Source organism: Roseovarius aestuariivivens (assembly GCF_004761875.1).
GTDB classification, from domain to species: Bacteria; Pseudomonadota; Alphaproteobacteria; order Rhodobacterales; family Rhodobacteraceae; genus Roseovarius; species Roseovarius aestuariivivens.
Window position 1 is genome coordinate 72,057 of sequence record NZ_SJEY01000009.1, and the last position, 15,279, is coordinate 87,335.

Here is a 15,279-nt window from a genome sequence, read left to right on the forward strand (position 1 = left end):
GATCTCAGTTCGTTTTCGCGCTTCGGAAGCCGCCGATGGCGCGGTCAAGCAAGGCGTTCAGATAAAAGCCATTGGCGAGGTGCACGCGCAGACCGGCAGTTGACGGGTGATGCGCCCAGAGCGGAAAGAGCGCCTGCGCGAAGGCGACAAGGCCGAACGAGAGAACCGCAAGGACGATCAGCGCCCATTCAAGCGGCCCGGGCGTAGGAGCAGCCGGCAATGCCGGACCCCAGATCACCTGTGCCGTCGCTTGAAAGGCGAAATACGCGATCGCGGTGCCGAGCGACGCAAGTGCCGTCCGCGTGGTCAGTTCCGCGGGTGCCAGATCGGCCAGTCCCTGTGCGACTAGATACGCAACCCCGAAAATCAGGATGGCCCCGAGCGCCACCGCCTGCGCCGTTTTTGGCCCCAGAAGCGCGGTGAAGCCGACGGCGATCACGGCATAGAGGACGAGCGCAAGGGCAAAGGATTTAAGCACCGCGCCAACGCTCGGCACCGCGATCGGCCCGGGACGCCGCAGGCTTGCCACCGCCTGCACTGCGCCGCCCGAAGACAGGAAGGCGTGCGCCTTGTAGAGCGAATGTGCCACGATATGCAGCAGCGCGAGCGCCCACAAGCCGAGCCCGCATTGCAGAAGCAAGAACCCCATTTGCGACACTGTGGACCATGCGAGCGAGGTCTTCACCGCGCTTTGCGTCAGCATTACCGCCGCCCCAAAGAGCGCCGTGAGCCCGCCGATCATCACAAGTGCCGCCATGGCGCCGGGGCTAAGTTGCACAAGGCCAGACAGGGCGATCAACAGCACGCCACCTGAATTGATGATTCCTGCGTGGAGAAGCGCCGAAACGGGTGTCGGTGCTTCCATGACTTCGGTCAGCCACCCGTGCAGCGGAAGGGCCGCAGTCTTGAGCGCCGCAGCCAGAACGATCAGCGCAACGGCGATGGAGCCGCCCCAGGACAGGTTTCCTCCGGTGGCCGCCGCAGCGATATTCGCAATATCACCAGTGCCATAGCTGACGACCAGCAACGCCGACGCGATTAGCAGGATGGCATCCGCGCCGTGCCAGACAAGTGAGAATTTCATAGCCGCGCGCCGGGCCTCCGGGCGATTGCCATAAAAAAGGAGAAGGCGTTTAAGCCCCAGGCCTACAAGCACGGTCGAGGTCATAAGCGTCGCCAGACTGCCCGACTGTACGAAGAGCAGCACCGCCGCCAGCGTTGCGAGCATGAGCGCGTGAAACCGGCCCTCTTGCGGTTCACCGTCGAGATAGCTGCGGCTGTACCGGATCACGACCCAGCCGATGAAAGCGACCAGCAGCGCGAGGGTCAACGTGATGGCGTTCGCCTCGAAAACCAGAGCCGCGGGGCCTTCGAGAAGCGAAAACCTTGCCGGACCGCCGACCACGAACTGGACAAGGCCAAAGACCGCAAGGCCAAGCGCGACCAGGGCTGCGGTCTCCGCGAGTTGCGGCAATCCCTCTGGCCTGCAGCCGGGCCGCTGCCAGGCGATGAGCGCAACGACGATCAGAACACAAGGGGCGAGAAATGAAATCGAAAAAAGCATGAGGCGTCTCCATACCGATTTCCACGTCAAATAGGTCATGGAGAGCTTTGAGAAAAATTCATATATTGTGAGAAATCGTTCTGTTATATGTAAGTATGTCGATCCTGAATCTTCATCATCTGCGGCTGTTTCGTGCCGTCGCGCGGGATGGAACTCTGACCGGTGCGGCGCGCGCGCTCAATATCTCGCAGTCGGCGGTATCGACCCAGATCAAGTCACTGGAAGCGTCGCTTGGCCACGATCTGTTCGACCGGCGAGGCCGCAATCTTGTGCTGTCGGAGGCTGGGCGGATCGCACTCGATCATGCCGATGAGATTTTCCGCGCCGCTGAAAATCTTACGGCGACACTGAAACATGCCGAAGCAAAACGCCGGGTTCTGCGGATCGGTGCGCTAGCTACCCTGTCACGAAATTTCCAGATCGCGTTTCTGAAACCCCTTATAGGACGCGACGATGTTGAGGTGGTTCTGCGGTCTGGCACGCAAGAGGCCCTTCTTCGCGGTCTCGAGGCGCAATCGCTTGACGTGGTTCTGACAAATCTCATTCCCGCGCGCGACGTCGCGAGCCCCTACCTTGTTCATGCTCTCGCCGATCAACCCGTCAGCCTTGTCGGCGTACCAAACCGGCTTGCCGGGAAAGACCATACCGTGGCCAGCATCGTAGCGTCCGAACCGCTTGTTCTGCCGACGCCAGAGACATCGCTTCGTGCCGGTTTCGACGCATTGCTGGAACGGCTGGGCCTTGTGCCCAAAATTGCCGCAGAGGCCGACGACATGGCCATGCTGCGCTTGTTGGCGCGCGCCGATGCAGGCGTGGCTGTCATCCCCCCCATTGTCGTTCAGGACGAATTGGAGACCGGACGATTGAAGGAATACGCGCGCCTTGACGACGTCAGAGAGGTCTTTGCGGCGGTCACGATTGCGCGAAAGTTTCCGAACCCGCTCGTCCAAGAAGTGTTGCAGACGAAACTGCAGAACGCTGTTTAAGCGCACCCAATTCGAGTGTGTGCCACGCAGGAGTCCACGCAGCCATCTTTTTTAACAGAATAATGAGATTCCCGAATTCTGCCCCTTGCCGCCCGCATCAATTGTCAGGACCAGATGATAGCGCAAGCCCGCCCGGATCACTTATGCCGTGGGAGATGTATGGATGTCCTGTGGTATCGGTGACGAGGTTTCCGCGATCCTTTTCCAGAGGCTGGACATGACCCGGCCCATCGGTCGATCCCTTCGTCTGATCGCAAAAATCTCGGTATGGCGCGGCGGGAATCCTTCGACCGCCAGGGGAACGAGTTCCCGTTGCGCCAACTCGGTCTCCATCAAATGTTCCGGGATGCCGCCCCAGCCCAACCCGGCCTTGATGATCGACTTCTTTGCCTGAAAGTCAGACACGGTCCAACGCTGTCCGCCGGAGAGCAAGTCGCGGCTTTGATCGTAGTCCGGGCCACCCGTACCGGACACGACAACCTGCGTATAGGTCTGCATCTCGCGCCTGGATCTGACGCCGGAGCGTTGAGCGGCGGGAAAATCCGGGCTGACCACTGGACGGATCGTGATGGATCCGACCGGAAGCGTTTCGACCTCATCAATCGAGACGCCGGCGAGGCCGGCCACGATCAGATCCGCCTCTCCGTCCATGAGCCGCGCCAGAGGCCCGCCCATCATCTCTGTCACAACCTTGATGTGCGTGCTTGGAAAGGCCAGCCCGACCTCACCCAAGACGCTCAGAAACGGGTCGAGCGACATCGTGGCCGTCATCGCGATAGAGATCATCGGCTCGTGCTCACTCCGCAATCCCGCCGCCACCGCCTTAAGACCGTGCACGCTTTCAAGGACGCGCGTCGTTTCGCGAAAGAAGATTTCGCCTTCCGGTGTCAAACTGGGCCTATAGGCATCGCGCGAAAAAAGCTCGAAGCCGAGTTCGTATTCCAGCTTGCTGATTTGGTGGCTGACGGCGGATTGGGCCTTGTTCAGGCGATCCGCCGCCGCGCGGAAGGTTCCAAACGCGACGATCGCGTCAAAGGCCACGAGTTGATCCAAAGTCATCGGCAGCTCATTTGATCTATATTTTAGATCGTATATATGAAAACTCGATATTATCAATCGACGATCACGCTTGCTACGCCTCAGGCGCAGAACAAAACGGAGCGTCTGATGAAACTTTACTACAAACCAGGGGCCTGCTCTTTGGCCAGCCACATCATGCTTAGGGAGGTCGGCGCGACATTCGACATCGAAGCCGTCGATACCGATGCGGGACTGACGGAAAGCGGACGTCAATTCAGCGACATCAATGCAAAGGGCTATGTGCCCGCGCTGGAAATCGAAGGTGGCGAGACCATCAACGAAGGGGTGGCCATCCTGCAGTACATTGCGGACACGAACCCGGGGCGCGCCTTTTCGCCGGCGCCCGGCAGCCTTGACCGAGCGCGTCTTCAGCAATTCCTCAACTATGCCGCGGCCGAATTACACAAGTCCTGGAGTCCCCTTTTTGCGGATGATGCCACGGATGCGGAAAGGGCCGCAGCGACGGCCAAAGTGAAGAAGAAGTTCGACTATCTGGAAGCGGAGCTGTCAGACGGGCGAGAGTTTCTGGTGGGCAACCGGTTTTCCGTTGCGGATGCCTATACCTTCGTTCTGGTGTTTTGGGCCAACTTCAAGGACATCGATCTTGGCGGCTGGCCCAGGCTGTCGGACTTCGCCGACAGAATCTTTGCACGGCCAGCGACCAGGGCCGCTTTCGCCGCGGAAGGGCTTGCGTGATGGCCGGTCAGGATGAACGTGAAATCCGCGACCTCATGCAGCGCTACTTCGACGGCCTGTATCAGTCCGACAGTACGGTCTTGCGTGGCGTTTTCCATGCGGACCTTGCCTATGTGAACGGAACCTCCGGCAACTACGAATCCATGGGCCTCGACGCCTATATGGCGCGCATCGATGCCCGCACGTCGCCGGCATCGCGCGGCGACCTCCGCGACGAACAGATTGAAAGGATCGCCCTCAAGGGAGATCGCATCGGCATCGTCGAAGCACGGATGACCATGATGGGTCGCAAGTACGAGGACCTTCTTACGATCATGAACACGGATGACGGATGGCGAGTGCTGACCAAGGTATTCTCCTTTGTCGAACGAGAGGACTGACTCCATGCCGTACGTGAATATCAAGGTGACGCAGGAGGGTGGCCTGAATGGAGTCGGCCCGTCGGCAGAAGAAAAGGCTCAGCTTATCGCGGGCGTGACCGATTTGCTTTCCAGGGTGCTACACAAGAACCCGGCCACGACTTTTGTGGTGATCGATGAAGTGCCGCTTGAAAACTGGGGCATGGATGCCAGGCAGGTGAGCACCATCCGCGCGGAACAAAGCTGAGCGCGGTTTCCTTCGTCTCGCTGGCATACGACCAACATCGGCGCGCTTTCGGGTGCGCCGACCCAAGGGACAGGCCAGATGAACAGGCTTGTCCGAGTGGAGCGCCCAGCCGGCCCTGCGTCGATGCAAGGACGCAACGCTCCAACCGAAAGATCGTCATGCGCTTACATGCGAAAGGGCCTTCGTCAGGTACAGCAGACCATGAATGAAACCAAATCCCTCACATCGGTGACGAAAGGCTACGCCTGGATGTGCGTCGCCGTTTTGATCTGGGCCAGCTGGCTGGTCCTCACATCGGCAGGGCGCACGACCGCGCTTTCGGTTATCGACCTTGCGGGATTTCGGGCTTTGGTTCCCGCCATCGTGCTGGCGCCTGTGCTTTGGCGACAGCGCCGAGACGTTATCGCGCTTGGGCTTGTGCGGTGCCTGCTGCTTTCTGCATATGGCGCGCCTTTCACACTGTTGGTCGGCTACGGGCTTGGCTTTGCGCCCGTCGCGCATGCGGGTGCGTTGGTCCCGGGACTGATGCCCGTATTCGCCAGTATTCTTACCTTCGCATTCATGGGCCAACGTGTGACTGTACGACAGGTCATAGCCACCCTTCTCATCTTGTTGGGCGCCGTTGCTCTTTTGCTGCAAGCGTCGCATGGGCCGGTTCTGGAACAGATGTGGATCGGACACGCCCTTTTCCTTGCGGGCGCGGTGTGCTGGGCCTGTTTCGCTGTCACCATGCGGGCGAGCGATATCCCACCGTTTCTGGCCACCGCCATCGTGGCTGCCATATCGGCAGTGGTTCTGTTACCCGTCTGGGTGCTGTCAGATCTATCCGAACTGAACACGGCCCTCAGGGGCGATATCGTGTTCCAGGCGGTTTTCCAGGGCCTCATTGCGGGCCTTTTATCCCTCTTCGCGTTCGGCCAGGCGCTGCGATTGATCGGTGGGCAGGCCACCGTTCTGTCGGCCTTGACGCCGGGCGTCGCGGCCTTTCTGGCCATGCCGGTGCTCGGCCAAATCCCTGACCGGGTGGACCTCTTCGCCCTGACAGTCGTTGTCGCGGGGCTCATCATTAGAGCAACCGCGTCGAGCGAGACACTAGCCGACATTCCGCCATCGAGCCGGCCCGATGTGTCAACCACTGTGCAGAAACCCCTTCCAAGGCAGGAGCCGTATTGATGGATCTGACGCCAGGATCAGCTACCACGCTGCGAAGGGTTTGGCCGATACTTCGGGAGGAAACGCATGAAATGGCGGAAAAAGAGCCCTTTCTCGCGCCGATGCTGAATAGCATACTCCTGTCGTCGCCATCCCTGTCGCATGCGCTGGCACAGCGACTTTCTTTGGCTCTTGCCAGCGCTGAAGTCAGCAAAGGCGCGTGCCAAAGCCTGCTGTCTGAGGTTCTCGACCGGAATCCGTCTATCGTCAAAGCCGCAGCGCAGGATCTCATCGCCGTTCGCACAAAGGATCCCGCATGCAGAACGCATATCCACGCCTTCCTGCACTACAAGGCTTTCCACGCCGTGCAGACGCACCGCATCGCCAACGCGTTGTGGACAGCCGGACGACAAGAGCTGGCCGCGTGGTTGTCGAACCGCGTGTCGGTGGCCCTCGGCCCGGATATTCATCCCGCCGCCAGTCTCGGAGCCGGAATTATCCTGGACCACGGATCTGGCATCGTGATTGGTGAAACCGCTGTTGTGGAAGATGACGTCACGCTTCTTCAGAACGTGACATTGGGCGGCACCGGGAAGGTCGTTGGCGACCGTCATCCAAAGGTTCGAAAAGGCGCCATGATCGGCGCTGGGGCCAGCATCATCGGAAATGTCGAAATCGGCGCCTTCAGCAAGGTCGGAGCCGGCAGCGTCGTGTTGAAAGATGTGCCACCTGCTTGCACAGTTGCAGGTGTCCCGGCGCAGATCGTGCGTCTGCACAGGACAGCGGATTATCGAGGAAACGACCCTGAACCGATCTTTTGTTGAAAGCCAACCGGTCCCGATGTGCTCTTACCTATGCGGGCATCATTTGTATTTGGTCTAGGGACTACGATCCGAAACTGCAGCGCCAATATCAGGCCGGAGACACAGATGGACATCGAAGTTCGACAATTTCAACCGGATGACGCAGATTCGTTTCGCATGCTGCACCGTGCCTGTCTTGCGCATTATCGCATTGCTCCTGCGACGAGGGCGCAGGAAGACCGTGTCTTGGCCTGCCTGATCGCCGAAAGGCACATCGCATGTCACCTGGCCTTTGCCGACAGGGATCCAGTCGGTTTTGCCACGTGGGGACTGAGCTTTCCCGCTGGGCCCGGTGTGTCATTGGTCATGAAAGAATTGTTTGTGTCTTCACAAGCCCGGAGATGGGGTGTCGGTCGAGCCTTGCTTTCAGCCTTGGTCGATGTGGCGCGGGATGAAGGGTGCGAACGTCTGGACTGGGCAACCGATGGAAACAACGCCGGTGCACGGCTCTTTTACGAGTCAATTGGCGCACCAAGGCACTTCAAGGAAAATTACAGAGTGCCGCGCGAGGCGTTTGACGCGTTCCAAGCCGATTTAGGTTCAGGATGAACTTGGCTCGCCTTATAAGCGAGATGGGCCGCACCGGTCGCCTTCAACGCCTTTCTGAAGATCCGAGGGTGCGTCGGGCCGCGGGAAACGCGACGGCAATTCCGTCCCGCGCAATCGACAACGTTAGAGCAGATGACCCGGGATGATGCCAATTTTCATCGTTGCAGGTGAGCCGGGCCGAAACGAAATGGGGACAGCAGGAGCGCCATGTTTCGGTGCAGGCCAGCGCGCATCGTCTGACCGCGGCCCGCAAAGACCTATGGCAATGCGAATTCGAACCTGCCCGGATCGTTGGCACAGCTACTCTTCGGCGCTGTGCCCGGGTTGGCGAAGAATTGCTGCATGATCGAGTGTGCGCAGGCGTCGATGGCACCTTGGACGTGATCGCCATACTTGAACGTCACGGAAAACGCGTTCGACAGCGCTTCGGCAATGGGTTGCGCTGTGAAATCGGGCGTAACCGGATCGAAGCCGCCATTCAGGATCAGGACGGGCACATCGCTGATGACTGGCGCATCCTTTTCGGCAGGTAGCATCGGCAGGTTCATGTGGCTGCACATTTCGACATATTCACCTGCATCGAGATTGACATAATCAGTGACCAGTTCGAAACGCAGGGAATCCAGGCTGAACGCCTCGTCCAACGACGAAGTTGGGTCCTCGGCGCAGACAACCGCGAAATGCATCATATACGCGAGACTGGTTTCCGTCTGCGCCGGCAACGGCGCCACGAAAAAGCCGGGCGCTGTGTCATTCGGCGTGTCGTTCCGCATAGAGTTCACGATCTGCGGGATGAAACGAAGCTGTGTGACATCGTAAAGCGCATCGTAGAGAGCCAGTGAAAACTGCTCGGCATCGACTTCAAAGTCGACGCCCTCAACCGAAAACCGATAGGGCTCCGCCTGCAGTCTTTCATACATCTCGTTTATGGCGTCCTCGAGATCCGGGTATGCCGAACTGCAGGCGTCGTCCGCAGCACAAAGGTCGACGACATAGCCAAGCGCACGCTCATATCTCTCGTCAAGCTCGGTCTCCCAGCTGGGATATGTCGTGGTGAGAGCACCATCCAGGACCACGGCAGCAAGCGTTTCGGGATATTCGCGTAACAGGTGCTGGCCAAGTAGCGTGCCGTAGGATTCCCCGTAATAGAAAATCTTATCATAGCCGAAGAGCGCGCGGATGCTGTCGATATCGGCTGCATTCTCGAGGCTGTTGAACGCCGCAAAATCCACGCCGGCCGAGACGAAATCGTCGTAGCACGACTTGAAACGGTCAAGCTTGTCCTGTTCGAGCTCGCGCCAGCCAGGATAGTCCCCAGCAAGGTACTTGTCGGCGATATCGTTGACGGCGAAGCAGGCCAGAAAGGGATCGGAAAAGGCCGTTCCTCTTTGCGAAAAGAAGATCAGATCATGGTTTGCAAGCAGCTGTGCATAATACCCGTCCTGGTCTGACAGCGCACCAATCTCGAGAAGCGTAAAAGCAGATCCGCCCGGACCGCCAGAGCCGAAAACGATCGGCTCTCTTGGCTGATCTGATGTTGAGCGTAACCGGATGACACCCAAGGTCAGCGTTTTGTTCGAGCGCAGGTCAGGGAACTCCGGAACAACGACGCGCCCGCAATCGAAAGCAACATCCTCCGGCATTTCAAGAAAACACTCTTCGAGAGGTTCGTAACGTGGGACGTCTGTCTCCTGCGAATACACGGGCAGAGCGAAGCCGAACGCCAAAACCAGCCCCGCAAAACCGACAATCGAGCGTTTCATGACATTGACCTTTCTTTGATTTATTGCGGCAGTGGCGCGTCGGGCTGCACGAACCGGACCTTCGCGTCGTCGATACATGAGGTGTTCAAAGGTGTTTGAGGCGCTAACACGAATGACTGGACAAGGGCCTTTCCGCAGGCATTGAAGATCCCGGACACATGCCCGGACATCGTGATCGTCACGACCGTGGCATTGCTCAGCGTCTCTGCTGCGCGCAGCCCCCATTCCGGCGGCGTCGCGGTATCCAGCGCGCCGTTGACGATAAGCGTCGGAATGTCACTCACCACGCCTTGCGGTGCAGGCGCATAGTCGTCGGCGGCCAAGCCGAGCTGTTCGCAGCTGATCTGGTAGCTGGGCACCCATTTCACCGTTTCGCCGATAAGCTGCGGCACCTCGTAACTGGTATAGGCTTCAAAGGCCACGTCGTTGAAGAAGCTGTAGGAAATGTCGTTGCAACGGATGATGCGGTGCGTGATCGAGTCGACCATGGTACGTCCGCGCAGGAATGTGTCGCGGGTCAGATCGCGGAACACGACCGCAAGCTCGTCGTCTGAAAGAAGGTCAATAATCGCGAGCATTTCGGACTGCAGTGACGGAATAATGACGGATTGCTGAATAAAGTTCTTCAGGCCCTCTCGTGTCCGCTGGTCGCGGTGGATGAGAAGCGGTTCGAGCTTGGTCATCGTGAGGTTGGCAATGGAGCCGCCCGCCGTGTCGAGATAGGTTTCGAGGAGTGCTTCGAACAGCTCCGTTCGATTGGTTGCTTTCAAAAGGGCCTCCCGCACGATCGCGGCGCCACCAAGGATCAAGGAAACCTCTTCCTCTATCGCGTCGAACTTGTCCGAGATGCTTTCAAGTCGCGCGTTCGCCTGGGCGATAGCGCCCTCTTGCGCTGGCAGCGCGGCTTGCACTTGCGCATCAGGCAAGATCACCTCTGCCCGGGACGCCGCCCGGGCGAGATCGAACACAGCGAATTCACCTTTTTCCAGTTCGGCGATCAGCCGTGGCAGAAACGGGATCAGGTTCTTCTGCAACGAGATCGAGGATAAAAGCAGGCCGGCCAAATCATCAGCCGAGACTTCCATCCCATCGTCGCGAACCAGCGGTTCCGCCTCGAGACGAGCCAAAAGGTCTACAGCACGCTGACGGATCTCCGGATAGCTCGCCGCGCAGTCCGTATCAGCCTCGCAATCGGCAAAGACCCGCAGAACGACATAGGCGTTCAGAAATCCCATCTCGTAGAATTCGGTATTGCGTGGAGCGACACCGTCGATCACCGCCACACGCAGAGGCGGCAACCCGTTCTCGCCGGTCGTTTCATAGTGGTCCATGATCGCAAGAGCAACCGAGCTTCCGTAAGAGCCGCCGAACAGGTTGTAGGCCGTGTAATCTAGATGTTGCATCAGCGCGATCGTGTCGCGGACCGTGCTTTGCGTATGGTATTGCGTGATATCGATCCCTTGCGCCTGCAGGTAGGGAACGCAACTTCGGTAATCCACGACCTCGGCAGTATCCGCCATAATGTTATAGACTGTCTGCGGGTCGGAGCCGGGACCGATATCCATCGCCTCGAACCTTTGATTGACCGCATCAAGATCGTCCTCGTAAGTCTCCGGCTGTGAAATTCTGACGTTGATCGGACAAAGCAACTCGTTGCTGTGTGCGGTGCCGCGCTGGTCGAAAACGATAATGTCGCGGTTCTGACGCAAGCCCTGCATGCCGCCGGCGATTTGGACGAGCGAATTTAGAGCCGATCCACCAGGACCGCCCTGAAAATAAACGACCGGGTCCTCGAAGGGCGCGAGGTTCCTGCTTTTTAGGACAACGTACGAGATCGAGATCTTACGACCGTCCGGCGCATTCCAGTTCTCCGGAACGTCTATGCGGCCGCAGGAAAACGTTTCCCCAAGAACCTCTCCATCGTGAACAGGGATGGCACAGTCCGGATCAGATGTCTGTGCCGAAGCTGCGACGGTAAAAAGAAACAGGATGGAAAACAGAACCGGAAGACGTCTGGAATAGAACTTGTTCATATTCGGCTGGCCTCCAAAGTGTTTGGTGCATTTTGCGGTGCCGGCTTTCGATCAGCAGGTTCGGGAGGATCACGACGAGAAGGATCGTACTCGTCGCGATAGATTGGAAAATACCGGGCAAGGTAACCGCCGGATCGGCGGCAGGATTAAGGCCAAGACCTTGCGACAAGGGAGAACTGCCCGTCACCGGATCTTTCTCCTGACCGAAACGCTCGCACGATCCGGTCAGAAGCAATGCCAGGACATGAGAGAACAGATGCTTCTTTCCCGGCGATCCCCATGCGCGTGTGCGTCAGCCGGGTGTCAGTTGGCGAACTCGCTGAACACGGTGACGCTGCCATTTGGTTCCAGACGGCAGCTTAGACGCTGGCCACCCGCGTCAAGCACGAGCAGCGGTCCGCCACCTGTGCGGATACGGTCAGCGATATTGATGTCCCGCGCCGGGTAGTTCGCGTAACGAGCCGCCTGATCGATACACGGCGCAGTCATCGCATTAAACTGCTCCTCTGTTCCACTAAGACCATCGGCAGGTGCGGTGCCGCTGGTCTCGACACACCCTGCCACAGCGCCAAGAGCCACCGCTCCTATCACCATTTTTATTACACTTTTCATACAGTCCCACTCCTTTTTTCTTGGGTTTGCTGATTGGAAATCTTGTTTTTTCAACGCTCAGGTCAGGCTGCGTGCCGTCGGTCTTTCAACGCGAACCCGAAGAACGCCGTCTTGAGGCGACAAGGCGGGACCGTTCGCGCCGGCAACCAAAAGGCCTCCGAGATGTCGTCTCGTTCAGGTCATGGCAAGTGTCCTTTTTCAGGAAAGCGTGTGATTGGCCGGGGCGGGATACCGGCCCGGTGGTGGACCGAACGTGCGCGCGTCGTGGCGCATAACTTGTCGAGGCGTCGCATGGTCTGGCCGCAGTCGAGCAATTTTACGAGCATGCATCAATACGCTTGTCAGCTTCGCGTTCAGCAATCGCCGGCAGTTGTCACCACGCCTGGGAATTAGCCTTGTCGCGATCCATGATCTTCCCTGAGCGCGCGCGATAAGCATGCCAAATTCCATTGTAGCTTTTATGCAAACCGAAATGCAGTTGAACTCAAAGACCGAAAATGCCCGCACGACGCGGTTTACACATCGTGCCAACACTTTACCGTCAGGCCTTTGCTTGAAAAGGGCGAAAATATGCGTTTTCCAGTTTAGGCGCTACACCACAAAGGCCAGCTCAAGATTGGTACGAGCGTCCAGCGACCGAACCCTTGGAAAGCGCCCGGATCGCGTGATCCGCATGGGGGCCACGATACAGGGTTTCGACCTTGTCCGGATCAATCGTCGGCACCGCTTCAATCAAGGCAATCGAGGAACCATCGATCGCAGGCAGATCAAAGAAGAACGTGATGTAACAAAGCATCCCGGCCAAACCGGCTTCGTCGAAAATCGGCTCATAGACCGTTGCATGACCTCGTCCGCCGGAATTCGTCACGAAGCGAAAAAAGATGCATTCGCCGTGCAAAAGTCCTGATTCCTCGACTTTATCAAAAAAGAATGAGTTTCTTTGACGCTGTACGATCCAGTCCAGGCTCATTCCCATCATGGCCCTGGGGTTCATACCACGGTCTCTGTAGTACCGCTTGCCTGAGTCGGAAATTGCGACCAGTCGCAGCTTGCTATCGAGAAGAACGGACGGAAGAAAATCATTATGCACGAACGCGCGCGCCCTCAGCATCGCGCGCGTGTTGTCGTCAAGATTTAATAACTTCTGAAGTTCAGCCTGTTTCGCCGGACGTGGCTGCTCGACCGACCGCTCCCATCGGCTCACCGTACCCTGGTCCACGCGCAGTCGCTCAGCGAGTTGACGTTGTGTCATGCCGAGCCGCTTACGAAGTCCCCTGATTGCTGCGCCGTCGATTGCTTACCTCTTTCGCTGCCCTGTGTGTTGCGGCCCCGTTGGCGCCGAATGCGGGCACTCTAGCGCGATTATGCAGCATGCCACATCTTTCCTATCGACAACGGGTCGAGGCCGAAAACGAACTGAACACGAATTCGAAGTTTCGGCAGTGGCGGCACGGCCCTTGGAAAAGCGGCCTTTCTAGGCGGCTGCGATCGCGTCACGGTACATCGACACGACCGGATCATCTGCCAGATCGACATCGCCGAGCCCCAAGACCTCTCCCGCGGCAACGTCGCGCGTCAGCCTTATCCCGTGTGCCAGACCAATGGGGAGTGCCGCGCCCGCTTGGGCAATCGGCAGCGCCTTGCCCCAAACCGTATACCCGCCTTCGCCGTCAAGCATTTCACCCACTTTCAAATCCCGCTTCGCGACAGAGGCGACCGTGCCGCGCATCTCCCGCGCCTGGCCTGTTGGCTCGCCTCGCAACGCGGCGCTAAGGACCGAGATAGAGAGCTCGAGACCGATCAGGTGAAAGGGCTTGTACATCGCGGCGAACCGGCCGGTATCGTCGGTAGGCAGGCCATATTGCCTGAAACACGCCGCCGCGTAGTCGTTCGGGGCCTCAAGCACCACGTAGACCCCCCATCGCAGGTCCCGAAACACCGGGCGCCCGTCGCGTTCAAGTGAAGAAACAGTCTCGACCATCCCGCGCCCTTCCATCAGCCCGCCAAGCTCACGCGGGCGCAGCACGTGTGCGAGGTGATCGACCCCGCAAGGCGGAAAGCCAAGACCCTCGGACGGCACATCCAAGCCGCACGCATTGGCGATAGCGGCCATCTCGATCGCGCTTTTGGTGCCGTCGAGAAACGAGTTGAACATCTGCGGATTCATGCCCGCGGCTTTCGCTTCCTCGGGGGTCAGGCCGTAGTGGCTCCAGACATCATCCGGTGTTACCGCATGGAAGGCTGGAAGATACTTGGTGCCCTTTCCTGCGGCCGTGACATGGAACCCCGTGGCCCGCGCCCAGTCGACCATCTCGGAGACCAACGCGGGCTGGTCACCATAGGCCATGGAGTAGACGACCCCGGCCGCCTCGGCCTCTTTCGCCAGTGTGGGTCCAACCAGCACGTCGGCCTCCACGTTGACCATCACGACATGCTTGCCTGATGCGATCGCCGCTTGCGCATGGGCGATGCCGGCGCGGGGATTGCCGGTGGCTTCGATCACGACGTCGACGTCGTCGCGCGCTGCAAGCGTCTTGCCGCTTTCCACAAGAGCAGTCCTGCCAATGCGGTCTTCATCCCAGCCGACCTCGCGGCAGGCGCCGCGCGCCCTGTCAGGATCAAGATCGGCAATGGCGGAGACCGTGAGTCCGGCAATCGCGGGCACCTGAGAAAGGAACATCGAGCCGAACTTGCCTGCACCGATCAAACCGGCGCGTACGGGCTTTCCCCGCGTTTCGGCTTCTGCCGCGAGATGCGCGAGATTCATCCTAACCTCCCAATTTGACGACGTCGGTCTGCCAGTTGTCGGTCACCCGGTTTCAGATGGCCGCAAAAGCCGACCCGCCGACATCCCCGAAGTCCCGCGCGAGCCTTGGGCCGCGCAACAGTGTTGCTGACCCATAAACCTGCCAGAAAGACGACGCCAGTCTCTTCAGTCGAACGATCCGATGCCGGAGCGAGGAATGGACCGAGGCTGAGAGCCGTCCGCCTTTATTGCTCGATCGGCGTTAGGGCGCGAATTGCGAACATGCCGTCTTCGCCTTTCTCCAGCATCATCATGGCCGGTTCTCCCGCTTCGACGTCGCCGACCATCGCGTTCTCAAGAAGGTTCAGATCCATGGTCATGGCCGGCCAGCCGATTTCGGGAATTGGACCGTGAGACACATTCACACTGCCATCAGCCATGCTGTTGATTGTGACTTCGGTGTGAATACCGCCCTCCATCGTGCCATGATCCATCTGGCCGTGGTCCATTGTACCATGTCCGGATTGTTGGTCGCTGGCGAGGGATGCGGTCGCCATGAGACCGATAGCAAGTGCGGATGTAAGTGTTTTGCGCATGTGATCCTCCATGTGAAAAGCGCGGATGCTTCG

Annotated in this window: 16 protein-coding genes; 7 read left to right on the top strand and 9 right to left on the bottom strand. The window is 58.8% G+C overall.

The genetic code is table 11. From position 1 onward, the window contains the following. Positions 1–4 precede the first annotated feature (4 nt). Positions 5–1,564 carry a proton-conducting transporter transmembrane domain-containing protein gene (locus EZV60_RS14855; protein ID WP_135506393.1) on the bottom strand — a complete coding sequence of 520 codons (1,560 nt, stop codon included), beginning with the start codon at positions 1,562–1,564 and terminating at the stop codon, positions 5–7. Between the two features lie 95 nt (positions 1,565–1,659). Here EZV60_RS14855 and EZV60_RS14860 point away from each other — a divergent pair, with 95 nt between their 5' ends. Beyond that, positions 1,660–2,550, top strand: coding sequence for a LysR family transcriptional regulator (locus EZV60_RS14860; RefSeq protein WP_135506394.1), 891 nt, complete (start codon positions 1,660–1,662; stop codon positions 2,548–2,550). 141 nt (positions 2,551–2,691) lie between these two features. Here EZV60_RS14860 and EZV60_RS14865 read toward each other — a convergent pair whose 3' ends face one another. Continuing rightward, the gene (locus EZV60_RS14865; RefSeq protein ID WP_135506395.1) at positions 2,692–3,609 is read right to left on the bottom strand and encodes a LysR family transcriptional regulator; all 918 of its coding nucleotides are present in this window, start codon (positions 3,607–3,609) and stop codon (positions 2,692–2,694) included. Positions 3,610–3,717: 108 nt separating this feature from the next. On the opposite strand from EZV60_RS14865, the gene gstA reads away from it, so the two are divergent. The 6 genes from gstA (at position 3,718) to EZV60_RS14895 (ending at position 7,496) form a co-directional block, all read left to right on the top strand. Then, positions 3,718–4,326, top strand: coding sequence for a glutathione transferase GstA (gstA, locus tag EZV60_RS14870; protein ID WP_135506396.1), 609 nt, complete (start codon positions 3,718–3,720; stop codon positions 4,324–4,326). Then, positions 4,326–4,706, top strand: coding sequence for a nuclear transport factor 2 family protein (locus EZV60_RS14875; RefSeq protein ID WP_135506397.1), 381 nt, complete (start codon positions 4,326–4,328; stop codon positions 4,704–4,706). The genes gstA and EZV60_RS14875 overlap by 1 nt, the downstream gene beginning before the upstream one ends. A gap of 4 nt (positions 4,707–4,710) precedes the next feature. Next, positions 4,711–4,932 carry a tautomerase family protein gene (locus EZV60_RS14880; RefSeq protein WP_135506398.1) on the top strand — a complete coding sequence of 74 codons (222 nt, stop codon included), beginning with the start codon at positions 4,711–4,713 and terminating at the stop codon, positions 4,930–4,932. Between the two features lie 168 nt (positions 4,933–5,100). Then, a complete protein-coding gene (locus EZV60_RS14885) occupies positions 5,101–6,105 on the top strand; it encodes a DMT family transporter (protein ID WP_135506399.1) in 1,005 nt (334 codons plus the stop codon). Next, positions 6,105–6,908, top strand: coding sequence for a serine O-acetyltransferase (gene cysE, locus EZV60_RS14890; RefSeq protein ID WP_135506400.1), 804 nt, complete (start codon positions 6,105–6,107; stop codon positions 6,906–6,908). The genes EZV60_RS14885 and cysE overlap by 1 nt, the downstream gene beginning before the upstream one ends. Positions 6,909–7,013: 105 nt before the next feature. After that, complete coding sequence (locus EZV60_RS14895) at positions 7,014–7,496, top strand: GNAT family N-acetyltransferase (RefSeq protein ID WP_167853535.1); 483 nt, start codon at positions 7,014–7,016, stop codon at positions 7,494–7,496. A gap of 257 nt (positions 7,497–7,753) precedes the next feature. Here EZV60_RS14895 and EZV60_RS14900 read toward each other — a convergent pair whose 3' ends face one another. The 7 genes from EZV60_RS14900 to EZV60_RS14925 all read right to left on the bottom strand — a co-directional run bounded on the left by EZV60_RS14900 (position 7,754) and on the right by EZV60_RS14925 (position 15,246). Further along, positions 7,754–9,259 carry an alpha/beta fold hydrolase gene (locus tag EZV60_RS14900; protein ID WP_167853536.1) on the bottom strand — a complete coding sequence of 502 codons (1,506 nt, stop codon included), beginning with the start codon at positions 9,257–9,259 and terminating at the stop codon, positions 7,754–7,756. A gap of 20 nt (positions 9,260–9,279) precedes the next feature. Further along, positions 9,280–11,292 (bottom strand): alpha/beta hydrolase, encoded by a 2,013-nt coding sequence (locus EZV60_RS14905; RefSeq protein ID WP_210115106.1) that lies wholly within the window; start codon positions 11,290–11,292, stop codon positions 9,280–9,282. Next, the gene (locus EZV60_RS19140) at positions 11,207–11,527 is read right to left on the bottom strand and encodes a hypothetical protein (RefSeq protein ID WP_167853537.1); all 321 of its coding nucleotides are present in this window, start codon (positions 11,525–11,527) and stop codon (positions 11,207–11,209) included. Before EZV60_RS19140 ends, EZV60_RS14905 begins: the two co-directional genes overlap by 86 nt. A gap of 68 nt (positions 11,528–11,595) precedes the next feature. Beyond that, on the bottom strand, positions 11,596–11,958 hold the full coding sequence (locus EZV60_RS14910; RefSeq protein WP_135506403.1) for a hypothetical protein: 363 nt from the start codon (positions 11,956–11,958) through the stop codon (positions 11,596–11,598). A gap of 556 nt (positions 11,959–12,514) precedes the next feature. Next, positions 12,515–13,198, bottom strand: a complete 684-nt coding sequence (locus tag EZV60_RS14915; protein ID WP_342588805.1) for a helix-turn-helix domain-containing protein — start codon at positions 13,196–13,198, stop codon at positions 12,515–12,517. Positions 13,199–13,378: 180 nt separating this feature from the next. After that, a complete protein-coding gene (locus EZV60_RS14920) occupies positions 13,379–14,671 on the bottom strand; it encodes an NAD(P)H-dependent oxidoreductase (RefSeq protein WP_135506405.1) in 1,293 nt (430 codons plus the stop codon). 224 nt (positions 14,672–14,895) lie between these two features. Next, complete coding sequence (locus EZV60_RS14925) at positions 14,896–15,246, bottom strand: copper-binding protein (RefSeq protein WP_245306322.1); 351 nt, start codon at positions 15,244–15,246, stop codon at positions 14,896–14,898. Positions 15,247–15,279 lie beyond the last annotated feature (33 nt).

Coding starts and splice junctions, on each gene's coding strand:
- EZV60_RS14895 (WP_167853535.1), top strand. CDS start 7,014: ATGGACATCGAAGTTCGACAATTTCAACCGGATGACGCAGATTCGTTT.
- EZV60_RS14900 (WP_167853536.1), bottom strand. CDS start 9,259: ATGAAACGCTCGATTGTCGGTTTTGCGGGGCTGGTTTTGGCGTTCGGC.
- EZV60_RS14885 (WP_135506399.1), top strand. CDS start 5,101: ATGCGAAAGGGCCTTCGTCAGGTACAGCAGACCATGAATGAAACCAAA.
- EZV60_RS14880 (WP_135506398.1), top strand. CDS start 4,711: ATGCCGTACGTGAATATCAAGGTGACGCAGGAGGGTGGCCTGAATGGA.
- EZV60_RS14920 (WP_135506405.1), bottom strand. CDS start 14,671: ATGAATCTCGCGCATCTCGCGGCAGAAGCCGAAACGCGGGGAAAGCCC.
- EZV60_RS14925 (WP_245306322.1), bottom strand. CDS start 15,246: ATGCGCAAAACACTTACATCCGCACTTGCTATCGGTCTCATGGCGACC.
- EZV60_RS14855 (WP_135506393.1), bottom strand. CDS start 1,564: ATGCTTTTTTCGATTTCATTTCTCGCCCCTTGTGTTCTGATCGTCGTT.
- cysE (WP_135506400.1), top strand. CDS start 6,105: ATGGATCTGACGCCAGGATCAGCTACCACGCTGCGAAGGGTTTGGCCG.
- EZV60_RS14905 (WP_210115106.1), bottom strand. CDS start 11,292: ATGAACAAGTTCTATTCCAGACGTCTTCCGGTTCTGTTTTCCATCCTG.
- EZV60_RS14860 (WP_135506394.1), top strand. CDS start 1,660: ATGTCGATCCTGAATCTTCATCATCTGCGGCTGTTTCGTGCCGTCGCG.
- EZV60_RS14865 (WP_135506395.1), bottom strand. CDS start 3,609: ATGACTTTGGATCAACTCGTGGCCTTTGACGCGATCGTCGCGTTTGGA.
- EZV60_RS14875 (WP_135506397.1), top strand. CDS start 4,326: ATGGCCGGTCAGGATGAACGTGAAATCCGCGACCTCATGCAGCGCTAC.
- gstA (WP_135506396.1), top strand. CDS start 3,718: ATGAAACTTTACTACAAACCAGGGGCCTGCTCTTTGGCCAGCCACATC.